The 13,803-nt window shown below is 71.8% G+C and carries 17 protein-coding genes, 1 pseudogene and 1 riboswitch; of the genes and pseudogenes, 8 read left to right on the top strand and 10 right to left on the bottom strand.

Features of this window, described 5'->3' with window-relative positions:
• The coding region (locus EHS43_RS05325) for a helix-turn-helix transcriptional regulator (protein ID WP_148104020.1) at positions 1-180 on the top strand (180 nt) is incomplete at its 5' end.
• Positions 181-231: 51 nt separating this feature from the next.
• Here the strand turns inward: EHS43_RS05325 and bioD are convergent.
• From bioD to bioB, 3 genes are read right to left on the bottom strand one after another with little or no spacing between them, the layout of a single operon-like run.
• Positions 232-948, bottom strand: coding sequence for a dethiobiotin synthase (gene bioD / locus EHS43_RS05330; RefSeq protein WP_125189363.1), 717 nt, complete (start codon positions 946-948; stop codon positions 232-234).
• 1 nt (position 949) lies between these two features.
• Positions 950-2,236: an adenosylmethionine--8-amino-7-oxononanoate transaminase gene (locus tag EHS43_RS05335; RefSeq protein WP_125189364.1), complete on the bottom strand. Its 1,287-nt coding sequence runs from the start codon at positions 2,234-2,236 to the stop codon at positions 950-952.
• Positions 2,229-3,425: a biotin synthase BioB gene (bioB, locus tag EHS43_RS05340; protein WP_125189365.1), complete on the bottom strand. Its 1,197-nt coding sequence runs from the start codon at positions 3,423-3,425 to the stop codon at positions 2,229-2,231. Before bioB ends, EHS43_RS05335 begins: the two co-directional genes overlap by 8 nt.
• A 148-nt stretch (positions 3,426-3,573) precedes the next feature.
• Here bioB and EHS43_RS05345 point away from each other — a divergent pair, with 148 nt between their 5' ends.
• Positions 3,574-4,701 (top strand): 8-amino-7-oxononanoate synthase, encoded by a 1,128-nt coding sequence (locus tag EHS43_RS05345; RefSeq protein WP_125189366.1) that lies wholly within the window; start codon positions 3,574-3,576, stop codon positions 4,699-4,701.
• 39 nt (positions 4,702-4,740) lie between these two features.
• On the opposite strand, the gene EHS43_RS05350 is transcribed toward EHS43_RS05345, so the two are convergent.
• Both EHS43_RS05350 and EHS43_RS05355 read right to left on the bottom strand, forming a co-directional pair.
• The gene (locus EHS43_RS05350) at positions 4,741-4,962 is read right to left on the bottom strand and encodes a DUF397 domain-containing protein (protein WP_125189367.1); all 222 of its coding nucleotides are present in this window, start codon (positions 4,960-4,962) and stop codon (positions 4,741-4,743) included.
• Positions 4,963-4,971: 9 nt separating this feature from the next.
• Complete coding sequence (locus EHS43_RS05355; RefSeq protein WP_125189368.1) at positions 4,972-5,832, bottom strand: helix-turn-helix transcriptional regulator; 861 nt, start codon at positions 5,830-5,832, stop codon at positions 4,972-4,974.
• A gap of 213 nt (positions 5,833-6,045) precedes the next feature.
• On the opposite strand from EHS43_RS05355, the gene EHS43_RS05360 reads away from it, so the two are divergent.
• Complete coding sequence (locus tag EHS43_RS05360; RefSeq protein WP_125189369.1) at positions 6,046-6,543, top strand: ATP-binding protein; 498 nt, start codon at positions 6,046-6,048, stop codon at positions 6,541-6,543.
• Here the strand turns inward: EHS43_RS05360 and EHS43_RS05365 are convergent.
• The 4 genes and pseudogenes from EHS43_RS05365 to EHS43_RS05380 form a co-directional block, all read right to left on the bottom strand.
• The gene (locus EHS43_RS05365; RefSeq protein WP_125189370.1) at positions 6,526-7,128 is read right to left on the bottom strand and encodes a DUF6328 family protein; all 603 of its coding nucleotides are present in this window, start codon (positions 7,126-7,128) and stop codon (positions 6,526-6,528) included. The genes EHS43_RS05360 and EHS43_RS05365 overlap by 18 nt on opposite strands.
• 94 nt (positions 7,129-7,222) lie before the next feature.
• The gene (locus EHS43_RS05370) at positions 7,223-7,696 is read right to left on the bottom strand and encodes a C40 family peptidase (RefSeq protein WP_125189371.1); all 474 of its coding nucleotides are present in this window, start codon (positions 7,694-7,696) and stop codon (positions 7,223-7,225) included.
• Between the two features lie 3 nt (positions 7,697-7,699).
• Positions 7,700-7,911: riboswitch (cyclic di-AMP (ydaO/yuaA leader) on the bottom strand.
• A 335-nt stretch (positions 7,912-8,246) separates the two neighbouring features.
• Entirely contained in the window at positions 8,247-8,552 is a 306-nt protein-coding gene (locus EHS43_RS05375; protein ID WP_125189372.1) for a hypothetical protein, read from the bottom strand.
• A gap of 7 nt (positions 8,553-8,559) precedes the next feature.
• A pseudogene (locus EHS43_RS05380) lies at positions 8,560-9,196 on the bottom strand (ATP-dependent Clp protease proteolytic subunit).
• A gap of 64 nt (positions 9,197-9,260) precedes the next feature.
• Here EHS43_RS05380 and EHS43_RS05385 point away from each other — a divergent pair.
• Positions 9,261-9,539 carry a type II toxin-antitoxin system Phd/YefM family antitoxin gene (locus EHS43_RS05385; protein WP_125189373.1) on the top strand — a complete coding sequence of 93 codons (279 nt, stop codon included), beginning with the start codon at positions 9,261-9,263 and terminating at the stop codon, positions 9,537-9,539.
• 52 nt (positions 9,540-9,591) lie between these two features.
• Here EHS43_RS05385 and EHS43_RS05390 read toward each other — a convergent pair whose 3' ends face one another.
• On the bottom strand, positions 9,592-10,578 hold the full coding sequence (locus EHS43_RS05390) for an ABC transporter permease (RefSeq protein WP_125189374.1): 987 nt from the start codon (positions 10,576-10,578) through the stop codon (positions 9,592-9,594).
• A 122-nt stretch (positions 10,579-10,700) separates the two neighbouring features.
• Here EHS43_RS05390 and EHS43_RS05395 point away from each other — a divergent pair, with 122 nt between their 5' ends.
• The 4 genes from EHS43_RS05395 (at position 10,701) to EHS43_RS05410 (ending at position 13,800) form a co-directional block, all read left to right on the top strand.
• On the top strand, positions 10,701-11,330 hold the full coding sequence (locus tag EHS43_RS05395; protein ID WP_125189375.1) for a TetR/AcrR family transcriptional regulator: 630 nt from the start codon (positions 10,701-10,703) through the stop codon (positions 11,328-11,330).
• Between the two features lie 133 nt (positions 11,331-11,463).
• Positions 11,464-11,766, top strand: a complete 303-nt coding sequence (locus EHS43_RS05400; RefSeq protein WP_037710300.1) for an urease subunit gamma — start codon at positions 11,464-11,466, stop codon at positions 11,764-11,766.
• Between the two features lie 8 nt (positions 11,767-11,774).
• Positions 11,775-12,086: an urease subunit beta gene (locus EHS43_RS05405; RefSeq protein ID WP_125189376.1), complete on the top strand. Its 312-nt coding sequence runs from the start codon at positions 11,775-11,777 to the stop codon at positions 12,084-12,086.
• Positions 12,079-13,800 carry an urease subunit alpha gene (locus EHS43_RS05410; protein ID WP_125189377.1) on the top strand — a complete coding sequence of 574 codons (1,722 nt, stop codon included), beginning with the start codon at positions 12,079-12,081 and terminating at the stop codon, positions 13,798-13,800. Before EHS43_RS05405 ends, EHS43_RS05410 begins: the two co-directional genes overlap by 8 nt.
• Positions 13,801-13,803: the final 3 nt, after the last annotated feature.

A 13,803-nucleotide genomic window follows, 5' to 3' on the forward strand; every position in this document is an offset into this window, starting at 1 on the left:
GCCCAGCAGTTGCTGGTCGCCCGCATGGTCGCCGAGGGCGCCACCAACCGTGAGATCGCCGCCCGCCTGGCACTCAGCCCCCGCACGATCGACCACCATCTGCGGGGCGTCTTCACCCGGTTGGGCATCCGCTCGCGGATCGACCTGGTGCGGCTCATCGCGGACAGCGAGGTGCCCTAGAGGTCTTCCGGAGCGCGTGGCGAACTTACGGCGAGGCGTCCCCGGGGTCCCTCAAGGCGCCTCGCGCAAGCCGAACGCCTCCGCGTCCCACGTCCCGTCCAGTCGCGGAGCCAGCCAACCCGGCGCCGCGGCGCGGAAGTCGACGGGCGCGAGCCCGCCCGCTCCAGCGGGCAGGGCGCCCAGCAGCGGGGCCCCGGACACGTCCGGCAGGTCGGCGAGGTTGCAACGCGAGGCGAGGTCGGGGGAGTCGGGCCAGCTGCCGATCACCACACCTGCCAAGTCCAGTCCACGGCGGCTGAGTTCACGGGCCGTCAGGTCGGTTGTGTTCAGCGTGCCCAGGCCCGCCGACACCACGACCAGGACCGGCGCCCGCAGCAGCGCCGCCGCGTCGGCGAGGGTCCCGCCCTCGTCGTCGAAGCGGACGAGCAGTCCGCCCGCCCCCTCCACCAGCACCAGATCGTGCTCGGTGGCCAGCTTGGCGGCGGCATCCGCGACCTCGGCGGGACGCACCGGCCGCAGACCGGCCCGTCGCGCGGCCGTCGCCGGGGCCAACGGCTCGGGAAAGCGGGCGAGTTCGGCCTTCGTCACGGCGCCCGCGAGCCGCGCCACCTCGTCGGCGTCCCCGGGCTCGTCCGGCCGTACGCCGGTCTGCGCGGCCTTCAGGACGGCGACCGTCCGTCCGGCGGCGAGCGCGGCGGCGGCGACGGCGGCCGTGGTGACCGTCTTGCCGACCTCCGTGCCCGTCCCCGTGATCACCAGTACCGGCATCTCAACCCTCTCCCGCCGCCGCGCACACCGCGCGCGCGATCCGTGCCACGTCCTCGTCACCCGTGACGTACGGCGGCATCGTGTAGACGAGGTCGCGGAACGGCCGCAGCCACACGCCCTCGCGCACGGCGGCCTGTGTCGCGGCCCTCATGTCGACCTCGTGGTCCAGCTGCACGACCCCGATGGCGCCGAGCACCCGTACGTCCTTCACCCCCAGCAGCCCGCGGGCGGTCTCCAGCCCCTCGCGCAGCCCCGCCTCGATCCGCTTGACCTCGGCGAGCCAGTCCTGCCCGAGCAGCAGTCCGATCGACGCGCAGGCGACGGAGGCGGCGAGCGGGTTGCCCATGAAGGTGGGGCCGTGGGCCAGCACCGGCACCTCGCCCCGCGAGATCCCCTCGGCCACCCGAGGTGTGCACAGGGTCGCCGCCATCGTCAGATAGCCGCCGGTCAGCGCCTTGCCCACGCACATCACGTCCGGCGTCACCGCCGCGTGCCCCGCCGCGAACAGGGCGCCCGTACGGCCGAACCCGGTCGCGATCTCGTCGAACACCAGCAGCACGTCGTGCGCGTCGCACGCCTCGCGCAGCACCCGCAGATACGCGGGGGAGTGGAAGCGCATCCCGCCCGCGCCCTGCACCACCGGCTCCACGATCACCGCGGCCAGCTCGTCCGCGTGCCGCCCGATCGCCGCGCGCAGCTGTTCGGCGTACGACTCCTCGAACTCGGCCGGGGGCGCGTCCACGAACACCTGGCGGGGCAGGACTCCCGACCACAGCTCGTGCATCCCGCCCTCGGGGTCGCACACCGACATGGGCTGCCAGGTGTCGCCGTGGTAGCCGCCGCGCCAGGTCAGCAGCCGCTGCTTGCCCGCGCGGCCCAGCGAACGCCAGTACTGCAGGCACATCTTCACCGCGACCTCGACCGACACCGACCCCGAGTCGGCCAGGAAGACGTGCTCAAGGCCGTCGGGAGACATGTCGACAAGGAGCTTCGCGAGCCGGACGGCGGGCTCGTGGGTGAGCCCGCCGAACATCACATGGCTCATCCGTCCGAGCTGCTCGCGCGCGGCCTCGTTCAGCACCGGGTGGTTGTAGCCGTGGATCGCCGACCACCAGGAGGACATGCCGTCCACCAGCTCCGGGCCCTCGGCGAGCCGCAGCCGCACCCCGCTCGCCGACTCCACGACGAGCGGGTCGACCCGGCCGGGCATCGGACCGTACGGATGCCACACGTGCCGCCGGTCGAGCGCCAGCAGCTCCGGCACAGGCAGGCCGGGCAGATCACGCATTGGGCGCGAGGTCCGTTCCGGCGCCCCGGCGGCGTACGGCGACGAGATCGGTCCGCGCCTTGTCGGCGGAGGTGGCCGCGACCGTCGTACCGCAGACCCCGCCACCCTCGTGCGACCCGCAGCCGCCACCCTCGTGCGAGCCGCACCCGGCACTCTCGTGCGAGCCGCAGCCGCCCCCTGCCGCCGCGCGGTGCTCGGGGAGCGTCACCTCGCCGGTGCCCTCCACCTCGAAGCCGGCGTCCGCGATCATCTCCAGGTCGGCCTTGCCGGCCTGGCCCTCGGTGGTGAGGTAGTCGCCGAGGAAGATCGAGTTGGCCAGGTGCAGGGCCAGGGGCTGCATGGTGCGCAGATGGACCTCGCGGCCGCCCGCGATGCGGACCTCCACGTCCGGGCAGACGAACCGCACCATCGCCAGGATGCGCAGACAGCGCTGCGGGGTGAGGTTCCACTCCTTGGCGAGCGGGGTGCCCTCGACCGGGATCAGGAAGTTGACCGGGACCGAGTCGGGGTCCAGCTCGCGCAGCGAGTAGACGACGTCGACCAGGTCCTCGTCGCTCTCGCCCATACCCGCGATCAGACCCGAGCAGGCGGACAGACCGGCCGCGTGCGCCTTGTTCACGGTGTCGACCCGGTCGGCGTAGGTGTGCGTGGTCGTGATGTCGCCGTAGGTCGACTCGGAGGTGTTCAGGTTGTGGTTGTAGGCGTCCGCGCCGGCCTCGCGCAGCCGCTCGGCCTGGCCGTCGGAGAGCAGACCGAGACAGGCGCACACCTCGACGCCCTCGTTCTGCTCCTTGATCGCCTTGATGGTGCCCGCGACCCGCTCCACGTCACGGTCGGTCGGACCGCGTCCGCTGGCCACCAGGCAGACCCGCTTGGCGCCTCCCGCCAGACCGGCGGCCGCGGCCTGGGAGGCCTGGTCGGGCTTGAGCCAGGTGTACTTCAGGATGCCGGTGTCGGCGCCGAGCCGCTGGGAGCAGTAGGAGCAGTCCTCGGGGCACAGTCCGGACTTCAGGTTGACGAGATAGTTGAGTTTCACCCGCCGTCCGAACCAGTGCCGGCGCACCTTTCCGGCCGCGGCCACCACGTCGAGCAGGTCGTCGTCGGAGGTGGCCAGCACGGCCAGCGCCTCCTCGCGGGTCGGCAGCTCGCGCCGAAGCCCCTTGTCCACCAGCGTGTTCAGCAGGTCCATGAGAGCCGATCCTGTCCTACGGACCCGCCCCGGGCCAAGGTAGGGATCGCACAACACACCCGCAACGACGTGTGGGTATTGCCACACCGTGGGTAGCGTTTGCTGCCGCTAGGGTCTGTCCGTTGTCTACAAAAGCCCCGGAGGACCCATGGCGTTCGGCTGGATCGACGAGCAGGCGGCGGCGCGCCGGCGGGCCGGGCTCGTACGGACCCTGCGGCCGCGTCCGGCCGACTCGCCGCTGCTCGATCTCGCGAGCAACGACTACCTGGGGCTCGCCCGTCATCCCGAGGTCGTGGCGGGCGCCGCGGCGGCCGCGCGGACCTGGGGCGCGGGCGCGACCGGGTCCCGGCTCGTCACCGGCACCACCGAGCTGCACACCGAACTCGAACGCGAACTGGCCGACTTCTGCGGCTTCGAGGCGGCGCTCGTCTTCTCCTCCGGGTACGCGGCCAACCTGGCCGCCGTCACCGCGCTCGCGCCGCACGGCTCGCTGATCGTCTCCGACGCCGGCAACCACGCCTCGCTCATCGACGGCTGCCGGCTGGCCCGCGGCACGACCCAGGTCGTCGCGCACGCCGACCCGGACGCGCTCCGCAAGGCACTGGGCACGCATGAAGGCCCCGCGGTCGCCGTGTCCGACACCGTCTTCTCGGTCGACGGCGACGCGGCGCCCCTGGCCGGTCTCGCCGGGGCATGCCGGGAGCACGGCGCGGGCCTGGTCGTCGACGACGCCCACGGCCTGGGCGTGCTCGGCGCCGGCGGCCGCGGTGCCCCGCACGCGGCGGGACTCGCGGGCGCCGACGACGTGGTCGCCACGGTCACGCTGTCCAAGTCGCTCGGCAGCCAGGGCGGTGCCGTCCTCGGCCCCGCACGGGTCGTCGAACACCTGGTCAACGCGGCACGGACGTTCATCTTCGACACCGGCCTCGCCCCCGCCGCGGCGGGAGCCGCCCTCGCGGCCCTGCGGCTGCTCGGCCGTGAGCCCGAGCGGGCCGCCCGCGCGCGCGAGGTGGCGACCGGACTGCACGCACGCCTGACCGCCGCGGGTCTGGAAGCGGTACGTCCCGACGCCGCGGTGGTCTCGGTGCGCGCGCCCTCCCCGGAGGAGGCCGTGCAGTGGGCGGCCGACTGCCGTGCCGCCGGGCTCCTGGTGGGCTGTTTCCGGCCCCCGTCGGTGCCCGACGGCATCTCACGGCTCAGGCTGACCGCCCGCGCGGACCTCTCCGAGGAGCAGATCGAACGCGCTGTACTGGTGATCTGCGGAACACGACCATGAGTCGGCGTGACACGGCCGTGCGCCGGATGACTGAAACGGTCAGAACGCGCGGGTGAAGCCCGCCCAGCTCTCGGGGGAGAAGAGCAGCGCGGGTCCGTGCGGGTCCTTGGAGTCGCGTACGGCGAGCAGCCCGGCCCATGGCCCGGCCGACGGCCTCGCCGTCTCGACGCAGTTGTTCGCTCCGGTGCTGTAGCTGCTGCGCAGCCAGCGCACTTCGATCAGTTCCGTACTGGGGGTTACGTTCCGAGGCAGTGCAGACATGGTGCCTCCTTACGCGCCGTCACCTGTCCCGGCGAGGTAATCCAACGAGTCCTCGGGCGAAAGGGCGTGCATCTGAAGGGTGTTGAAGGCCTCCGTGTAGGCCTGGAGGTCTTCTTTCCGTTCGAGATAGAGGCTACTCGTCAAGTGGTCGAGAACAACCACATCCAGATCAGAAGTGCGCGAGAATGAGAAGATTACGAAAGGCCCGGTGATGCCCACATGGGCCCCGGCAGTGAACGGCAGTACCTGCAGTCGCACTTGAGGCAGCCGCGCCGCCTCCAGGAGCCGCTCCCGCTGCCGGGACATCACCTCGGGTCCGCCGACCTCCCGCCGCAGCACCGCCTCGTCCAGGACGGCGCTGAACTCCAGGGGCGGCTGCGCGCGCAGGATGTCCTGCCGGGCCAGCCGGACCTCGACCAGCGCGTCGAGGCGTTCGTCATCGAGGCCCTCCACCGCGGCCCGGGTCACCGCGCGGGCGTACTCGCGCGTCTGCAACAGCCCCGGCACGACCGAGGTCTCCAGGGTCCGCATCGCGCTCGCCTGGGACTCCAGACTGATGAAGTCCCGGTACGTCGGCGGCAGCACACCCCGGTACGCGTGCCACCAGTGGTGCCGGCCGCCGCCCTCGTCGGAGCCCGCCAATACCAGCAGCAGCTCCCGCAGATCCGCGTCCCCCACGCGGTAGGCGTCGAGAAGTAACCGCACATCGGCCGGTTTCACCCCGCTGGCACCGGTCTCGATGCGGCTCACCTTCGACTGGTGCCAGCCCACGAGCCGGGCCGCCTCACCGCTGGTGAGCCCCGCACCCGCGCGCAACGCACGCAGTTCGGCGCCCAGTTTCCGCCGGCGCACCGCGGGGCCGTGCTGCATGCGCTCCTCCTTACGCCTTATGCGCCACCCAAATACGGTCTCGCGTCGCAGAGTTCACCGCTTCGAGCGACAGATATATGCACTTCTTGGTGGATCGGCACCCGTCACAGCCTCCGTAATGGCACTCTGGCGATGAACCACCAGTCCGGGACCGTACTCGAACCATCCGCACCGTGTCGGACTCCGGTCCCGTGGGAAAGGGACGACGTCGCCATGGCAGACCACCTGGAAGCATCCGTCACTCTGCCGAGCGAACCCGCCTCGGTCTCCGCGGCCCGCACCTACGTCCTGAGCACACTCGCGGAGTGGGGGCTGCCGCCGACCGCGGACATCGCCGAGAGCGTCCGGCTCATCGTCTCCGAACTCACCACCAACGCCGTACAGCACACCTTCGGTCAGTCACCCACCTTCACGGTGGACATCGAGCTGGACCGTGACGAACACCTGCGCATCGGGGTCACCGACAGCCACCCCCGCTTCCCCAAGCGGCTGCCGGCCGCGGTCCAGCAGGACAACGGGCGGGGCATGGTGATCATCCGCTGGCTCGCCGCCGAGTGCGGGGGCAGGCTGAGAGTCCGGCCCACCCGGGAGGGCGGCAAGACCGTCTCCATCGAACTCCCGTGGACCGTACCGGCGCAGCCGGTCACCGCCGCGGGGCAGCAGGAGCCGTCAGGGACGCGAGGCGTCCCGGGGTCAGCGCAGGCGCGGTGACGGCTCCCGGGGCGAGGCTCCCGGCCGGGCCGCCGTCCGCGGCCTGATCACCTCGCGCTCCGTCGGCCGGGGAGCGGGGTGCGAGGCAGCCGCGGTGCGCTCCTCGGCGAGTCCCGCCCGTCGGACCAGAAGGGGAAGCAGCCACCACAGGCCCAGACACACCATCAGGGTCGCCGCGCCCGCGGCCAGTCCACCGGCCCGCCCCGTCGTCACGTCCACCACGAGCAGTACCGACCCCGTGAACGCGAGCACCAGTACCCCCATGCCCACCGTGGCGAGCCGGGAGGAGACCTGCACGATGCGGGCCTTGGCGCCCCGCTGGAAGAGCGAGCGGTGCAGGGCGGCCGGCGCGGTGAAGAGGGCCGCCGCGAGCACCGCGAACAGCAGTGTGGTGACGTACGTGGCGCGCTGGAAGGTGTCCAGCGCCGGGAAGCGCTGGGTGAAGGCCAGGGTCAGCAGGAACGCGAAGAGGATCTGCACCCCGGTCTGGGTGACACGCAGTTCCTGGAGCAGCTCGCCGAAATTGCGGTCGGCGCGCTCCAGCGGCGTCTCGTTGCGGGCGGTGCACGGGCGGTGGTCGGCCATACGGGCACGGGTATCCGGCCGAGCCCGTGTCACGCGTCCCGGGAGACCCGGGGGGACGGCGGGAGGTCAGGTCGCCGCCGTCCCCCCGGGGGCGTCACTTGACCCGGCCGTACCAGACGCTCTTCGTCCAGATCTTCTGCAGCCTCACCACGTCCCCGGTCTTCGGGGCGTGCCAGATCTTTCCCTTCCCGGCGTAGATGCCGACGTGGTAGACGTTCGAACCCGAGTGGAAGAACACCAGGTCGCCGGCCTTACGGCTGCCCGAGCCGATGTGGCGGGTCTTGTTGTACTGCTGGGCCGCCGTGCGCGGGAGCTTCTTGCCCGCCTTCTTGAACGAGTACAGCGTGAGCCCTGAGCAGTCGAAGCGGCCGGGCCCGGTGGCGCCGTACTTGTACGGAGAGCCCTTCTTGGAGGCCGCTACCTTGAGCGCCTTCGTCGCCGGCGTCGCGGCGGCGGCGTCGGCTGCGACACCCGGGACCACGACGGAGCCGCCCACGGCGGCGATGGCGAAGGCCGAGGCCGTACCGGCCCGGACCATCAGCGACGGGACACGATTGAGCGCAGTCATGCGCAACCCTTCGTCAGCCGCCTGTGAAGGATGACCTGTCGGATTCGGGCTGGCGAAGTTGCCCGGCCGCTGACGCGGCTTCACCCCAAGGGACGCTCGGCGCGGTCATGGCGTGACCGTTCCGGCGACCCGTCGTGCTTGGGTCCTCCACTCCTGCCGATCCACTCCTGTCGACCGGTCATCCGGGCGGCGGCAGGACTCGGCGTCCGCCCGGATCGCCCCGCCGCTGCGGCGGGGGCTTGTCGTCAGTCAGGGATCTTGGCGCACGGATGTCCCAAAAACCCAACGGAACCGGGGGTTTGTGTTGTTACTCACCACTCACCCGTTCGGGTGGACACCTGAACCAGTGCGGTCCCGTCCAGGGGTCCACGGGCCGCGCGACCAGCACAGAAACTCCTCATTCCCTCCCTGAACCACACGCGTTGCGCAACCGCGGCGGTCCCGAAAAAGGAGCCGTGTCTCCTCCGAACGGCGGTACCTCTTTTGGTCCGTTTCAACTCCGCTCCGGGCGAGCTGTCAGCCGTGGGTGCCCGCAAGCGCTGCCGATGCGTCAATTGCCTGACTCGGGCGGCACGGTGACCCTGGCCGTACGCCGCTCGCCGTCCAGGACCCGCAGCGCCCGCGCCAGGGTCGCGGCGTGCAGCTCCCGCTCGCCCCGGCCGTGCATCAGCACCAGCGCGTCCCGCAGCTCGGCCGCTCTGCTCACCAGTGCCTGGGCGGCGCGCAGTCCGCCGTAGGTGTCCTCGTGCCGGGCAGGGTTGATCCGGCCCAGCAGGTCGACCACGTCGAGATAACGGTCGATCAGCTCGCCCTCGGCGTGCGTGAGCGCGGGCAGCGGGGGAAGGTCCGGCACCATCGACGGCTCACCTCGCGCCCGGTGCGGTGCGGGCCGGCCTGCGGCCCGGGACGATCGCGTCCGCCAGGCCGTGGTCCAGGGCGCCCTGCGCGTCCAGGATCGTGTCCCGCTCGATGTCCGCGCTCACCTGCTCGGGACTGCGCCCGGTGTGCCGGACCAGCAGTTCCTCCAGGCGGTTCCGGACCCGGAGCAACTCGTCGGCCTGGACGGCCAGATCGCTGACCTGCCCCTGCGCCGGCTCGCTCAGTGCGGGCTGGTGGATGACCACCCGGGCCCCCGGCAGTACGGAGCGCTTGCCCGGGGTGCCCGCCGCCAGCAGCACCGCCGCGGAGGACCCGGCCTGTCCGAGGCAGGTCGTCTCCACGTCACAGCTGACGTACTGCATGGGTGTCGTGGATCGCCGACATCGCGCTGAACGAGCCACCGGGGGAGTTGATGTACAGCGCGATGTCCCGGTCCGGGTCCTGCTGTTCGAGGTACATGAACTGCGCGATCAGATCGTTCGCCGATATGTCGTCGATCCGCGTCCCGAGGAAGACGATCCGCTCCTCCAGCAGCTTCGCGGACGGATCCGTCGACTTCTGCCCGAAGCTCGTGCGCTCATGGAACTCGGGCAGGACGTGACGGGCGGTCGGTCGGGCCATGGGTAACCCCTCCTTCGGCGTCTGTAAAAAATGTACAGGACGTACGTGACGTTATGATGGGGGTATGGCCTACGAGATTCCGGTGACGCAAGCCAGGGCTGAACTCGCCGACCTGATCAACCGGGTGGTGTACGGCGGCGAGCGCGTCGTCGTCACCCGGCACGGAAAGCCGCTGGTCGCCCTGGTCTCGGCCGCCGACCTCGAACGGCTGGAGAAGCTCGGCGAGCCCGTCGAGGAACCCGTCATCAGCGCGGTCTCCTCCGTGCGCGAGGTCGCGTCCGCTCCTCGCGAACAGCAGCGGTTCGGTATCGCGGCGCATCACCGGGGGGCCGGCGGATCGTAGGCACGCGGGTGCCCCCGGCCGTCGGGCCGGGGGCAGAGGAAGGGGGAGTCGGTCAGCCGGCAGGGGCGAGTTCGCGCTCTGCGGCGGTGGGCACGGCACCCTTCGCACGCGACTTCAGCGTGTTCCCCAGCATCACGGCACCCAGGCCCAGCGCTGCCCACCAGGCCAGTGTCAGTGCCGGCCCGGTCGCCGCGGCGCCGTCGAAGAAGGACACCGAGCGCAGCAGGGTCGCGCTGGCCCCCGGCGGCAGCCACTGGCCGATCGTGCCCACCGGCTCGGGCAGCAGGCGCGGGGCCGAGGCGGCCGCCGAGAACGGGTTGCCGAGGAACATCACCAGGAACGCGACGGCGCCGATCCCGGCGGTCCCGACCACGGCGGCGAGTCCCGCGACCGCCGCGCTCACCGCCAGTGTCGCCAGGGCGAGCGTCCCCGCCTCCGCCCACCAGTCGCCGGTGAGGACGCCGAGCCAGCTGTGGGCCACGGCGGCGGCGACGGCGCCCACCAGTGCGGCACCGAGCACCAGCGCGGTCACGGCACGCAGGCCGCGCAGCCCCAGCAGGGTCACCACCGCGCCCGCGACGATGCCGGCCAGCGCCAGGGGCAGCACCGAGGAGCTCAGGGCCGCGCCCCTCGGGTCCGCGGCGGGGGCCGGAACGACGTCCACGGTCCGCACCCCGGCGCCGCTCGCCGCGGCCTGCTGAGTCACGGCCTGCTGCAGGAGCTGGGCCACCATCGGGCTCGCGGCCGACGCGGTGAGCAGCTCGGCGCCCCGCCCGGAGACGACGACCGCGCCGTATACGGTCCGGTCCTCGATCGCCGCCCGCGCGGCCGCCTCGTCGGCGTAGCGGTGGATCTCGAAGGCGCCCTCGTGCTGCCGGAGTCCCCGCTCCAGCTGTGCCGCGGCGGCGGGCGGCCCGGCCACGCCGAGCGGCAGGTCGCGAGGGGCGGTACGGGTGGCGGGCCAGGCGAAGGCCCACAGGGCCAGGGCGGCCAGCAGCGGCACGAGGACGATGGCCGCGATCGTGCGACGGGTGGACATGAGGGTCCTCTCCGGGGCCGGGCGGCCCCGTCAAAAAGAAGGATCGTTCGTTTTAGTTCTGTGTCACCGTCCCGCTCTCGCCGCGTCTTGTCAAGAAGGAATGTTCGTTTTACTTTGGGTCCATGGCTCGCGTATCCCAGGCACATCTCGACGCCAGGCGTCGGCAGATCCTCGACGGCGCCGCGGTCTGCTTCGCGCGCAACGGCTTCCACGCCACCTCGATGCAGGACGTCCTGAAGGAGGTCGACCTCTCGGCCGGGGCCGTGTACCGCTACTTCAGCGGCAAGGAGGAGCTCATCGGCGCCATCGTCGAGGAGGTCCTCGGCCAGGTCCGCGACGGTTTCGAGGAAGCCGCGCGCAGCACCCCGCCCCCGCCCCCGGACCTCCTGCTGTCCTCGGTGCTCGGCCGCATCCTCGCCACCAAGGGGTCCGTGACCGTCGACGGACAGCCGGCGCTCCCGCGGCTGGTCGTCCAGGTCTGGACCGAGACCCTGCGCAACGACCGACTCGCGGCCCTCCTGGGCGAGGGCTACGGCGCCGTGGGCGAGGCCTGGACGCGGATCGTCGAGGCGTACCAGGACGCCGGGACACTGCCGTCGGACGTGCCCGCGGAACACATGGCCCGCACGATGATGGCGGCCGCCATGGGCTTCCTCGCCCAGCAGGCCCTGTTCGGCCCGGCACCCGCCGAGATCCTGCGGGACGGTGTGCGGGCGCTGATGAGCATGCGGGACGCGGCCGACACGCGCTGATGGCTCACAGCTCGGTTAACGTGCCTGAAACCGGATCCAACTAGCCTGCGGATCCACGCCACCAGGGACTTTGCCCCGGGGGCTGAGGCAACCGGGCCCCGCACGGTCCGGAGCGAGGACTGTGAGGTGGGACGTGCAACTGACCCCGCACGAGCAAGAGAGGCTGCTCATCCACGTGGCGGCCGACGTGGCGGAGAAGCGTCGGGCCCGCGGGCTCAGGCTCAACCACCCCGAGGCGGTCGCCCTCATCACGTCGCACATCCTCGAAGGCGCGCGTGACGGCCGTACCGTCGCCGAACTCATGGCGTCCGGGCGGACGTTGCTGAGCCGGGACGACGTCATGGAGGGCATCCCCGAGATGATCCACGACGTCCAGGTCGAGGCGACCTTCCCGGACGGCACCAAGCTCGTCACCGTCCACGACCCGATCGTCTGAGGGGCCCCATGATTCCCGGAGAGATCCTCTTCGCCGACGGGCCGATCGCCTGCAACGAGGGCCGTGAGGTCACCTCGCTGACCGTCCTGAACGCCGCCGACCGGCCCGTCCAGGTCGGCTCCCACTACCACTTCGCCGAGACCAACCCCGGCCTGGAGTTCGACCGGGCTGCGGCCCGCGGCAAGCGGCTGAACATCGCCGCCGGCACCGCGGTGCGCTTCGAGCCCGGCATCCCCGTCGACGTCGAACTCGTCCCGCTCGCCGGCGCCCGCGTGGTGCCGGGACTGCGCGGGGAGACCGGAGGTGCCCTCGATGCCTGAGATCTCCCGTGCCGCCTACGCCGACCTGTTCGGCCCCACCACCGGCGACCGCATCCGGCTCGCCGACACCGATCTGCTGATCGAGGTGGAGGAGGACCGCAGCGGCGGTCCCGGACTCGCCGGTGACGAGGCCGTGTTCGGGGGCGGCAAGGTCATCCGCGAGTCGATGGGCCAGGCGCGTGCTACGCGCGCAGACGGCACCCCCGACACCGTCGTCACGGGCGTGGTGATCGTCGACCACTGGGGAGTCGTCAAGGCCGACGTCGGCATCCGCGACGGCCGGATCACCGGGATCGGCAAGGCGGGCAACCCCGACACCATGGACGGGGTCCACCCGGACCTGGTGATCGGCCCCGAGACCGAGATCATCGCGGGCAACGGCCGGATCCTGACCGCCGGTGCCATCGACGCGCACGTCCACTTCATCTGCCCGCAGATCGCCGACGAGGCGCTGGCCGCGGGCATCACCACCCTGGTCGGCGGCGGCACCGGCCCCGCCGAGGGCTCCAAGGCCACCACCGTCACGCCCGGGCCCTGGCATCTCGCCCGGATGCTGGAGGCGATGGAGCAGTACCCGCTCAACATCGGCCTCCTCGGCAAGGGCAACACCGTCTCGCACGAGGCGATGCTGTCGCAGATCCGCGGCGGCGCCCTCGGCCTCAAGCTGCACGAGGACTGGGGCTCGACCCCGGCCGTCATCGACGCCTCGCTGACCGTCGCCGAACGGACCGGCATCCAGGTCGCCATCCACACGGACACCCTCAACGAGGCCGGATTCGTGGGCGACACGCTCGCCGCCATCGCCGGCCGGGGCATCCACGCCTACCACACCGAGGGTGCGGGCGGCGGGCACGCGCCGGACATCATGACCGTGGTCTCCCAGCCGCACGTGCTGCCGAGCTCGACCAACCCGACCCGGCCCTTCACCGTCAACACCGCCGAGGAACACCTCGACATGCTGATGGTGTGCCACCACCTCAACGCGGCCGTCCCCGAGGACCTGGCCTTCGCCGAGTCCCGCATCCGCCCCACGACCATCGGCGCCGAGGACATCCTGCACGACCTGGGCGCCATCTCGATCATCTCCTCCGACTCCCAGGCCATGGGCCGCGTCGGCGAGGTCGTGATGCGGACCTGGCAGACCGCGCACGTCATGAAGCGGCGCCGGGGCGCGCTGCCGGGTGACGGCCGGGCGGACAACCACCGGGTGCGGCGCTATGTCGCCAAGTACACGATCAACCCGGCCGTCGCGCAGGGACTCGCCCACGAGGTGGGGTCGGTGGAGACGGGCAAGCTGGCCGACCTGGTGCTGTGGGAGCCCGCGTTCTTCGGGGTCAAGCCCCATCTCGTGCTCAAGGGCGGCCAGATCGCCTACGCGCAGATGGGCGACGCGAACGCCTCCATCCCGACCCCGCAGCCGATCCTTCCCCGGCCGATGTACGGGGCGATCGGACGCGCCCCCGCCTCGAACTCCTTCAACTTCGTGGCCCCCCTCGCCATAGAGGACGGGCTGCCGGAGCGGCTCCAGCTCGGCAAGCGCTTCGTGGCGACCGAGTCGACGCGCGGGGTCACCAAGGCCGACATGCGGGAGAACGACGCGCGGCCCGACGTACGGATCGACCCCGACAGCTTCGCCGTGCACATCGACGGGGAGCTGGTGGAGGCCACACCCGCCGCCGAACTGCCCATGGCCCAGCGTTACTTCCTCTTCTGAGGG

The sequence above is a fragment of the Streptomyces sp. RP5T genome (genome assembly GCF_003933965.1).
Lineage (GTDB): Bacteria > Actinomycetota > Actinomycetes > Streptomycetales > Streptomycetaceae > Streptomyces.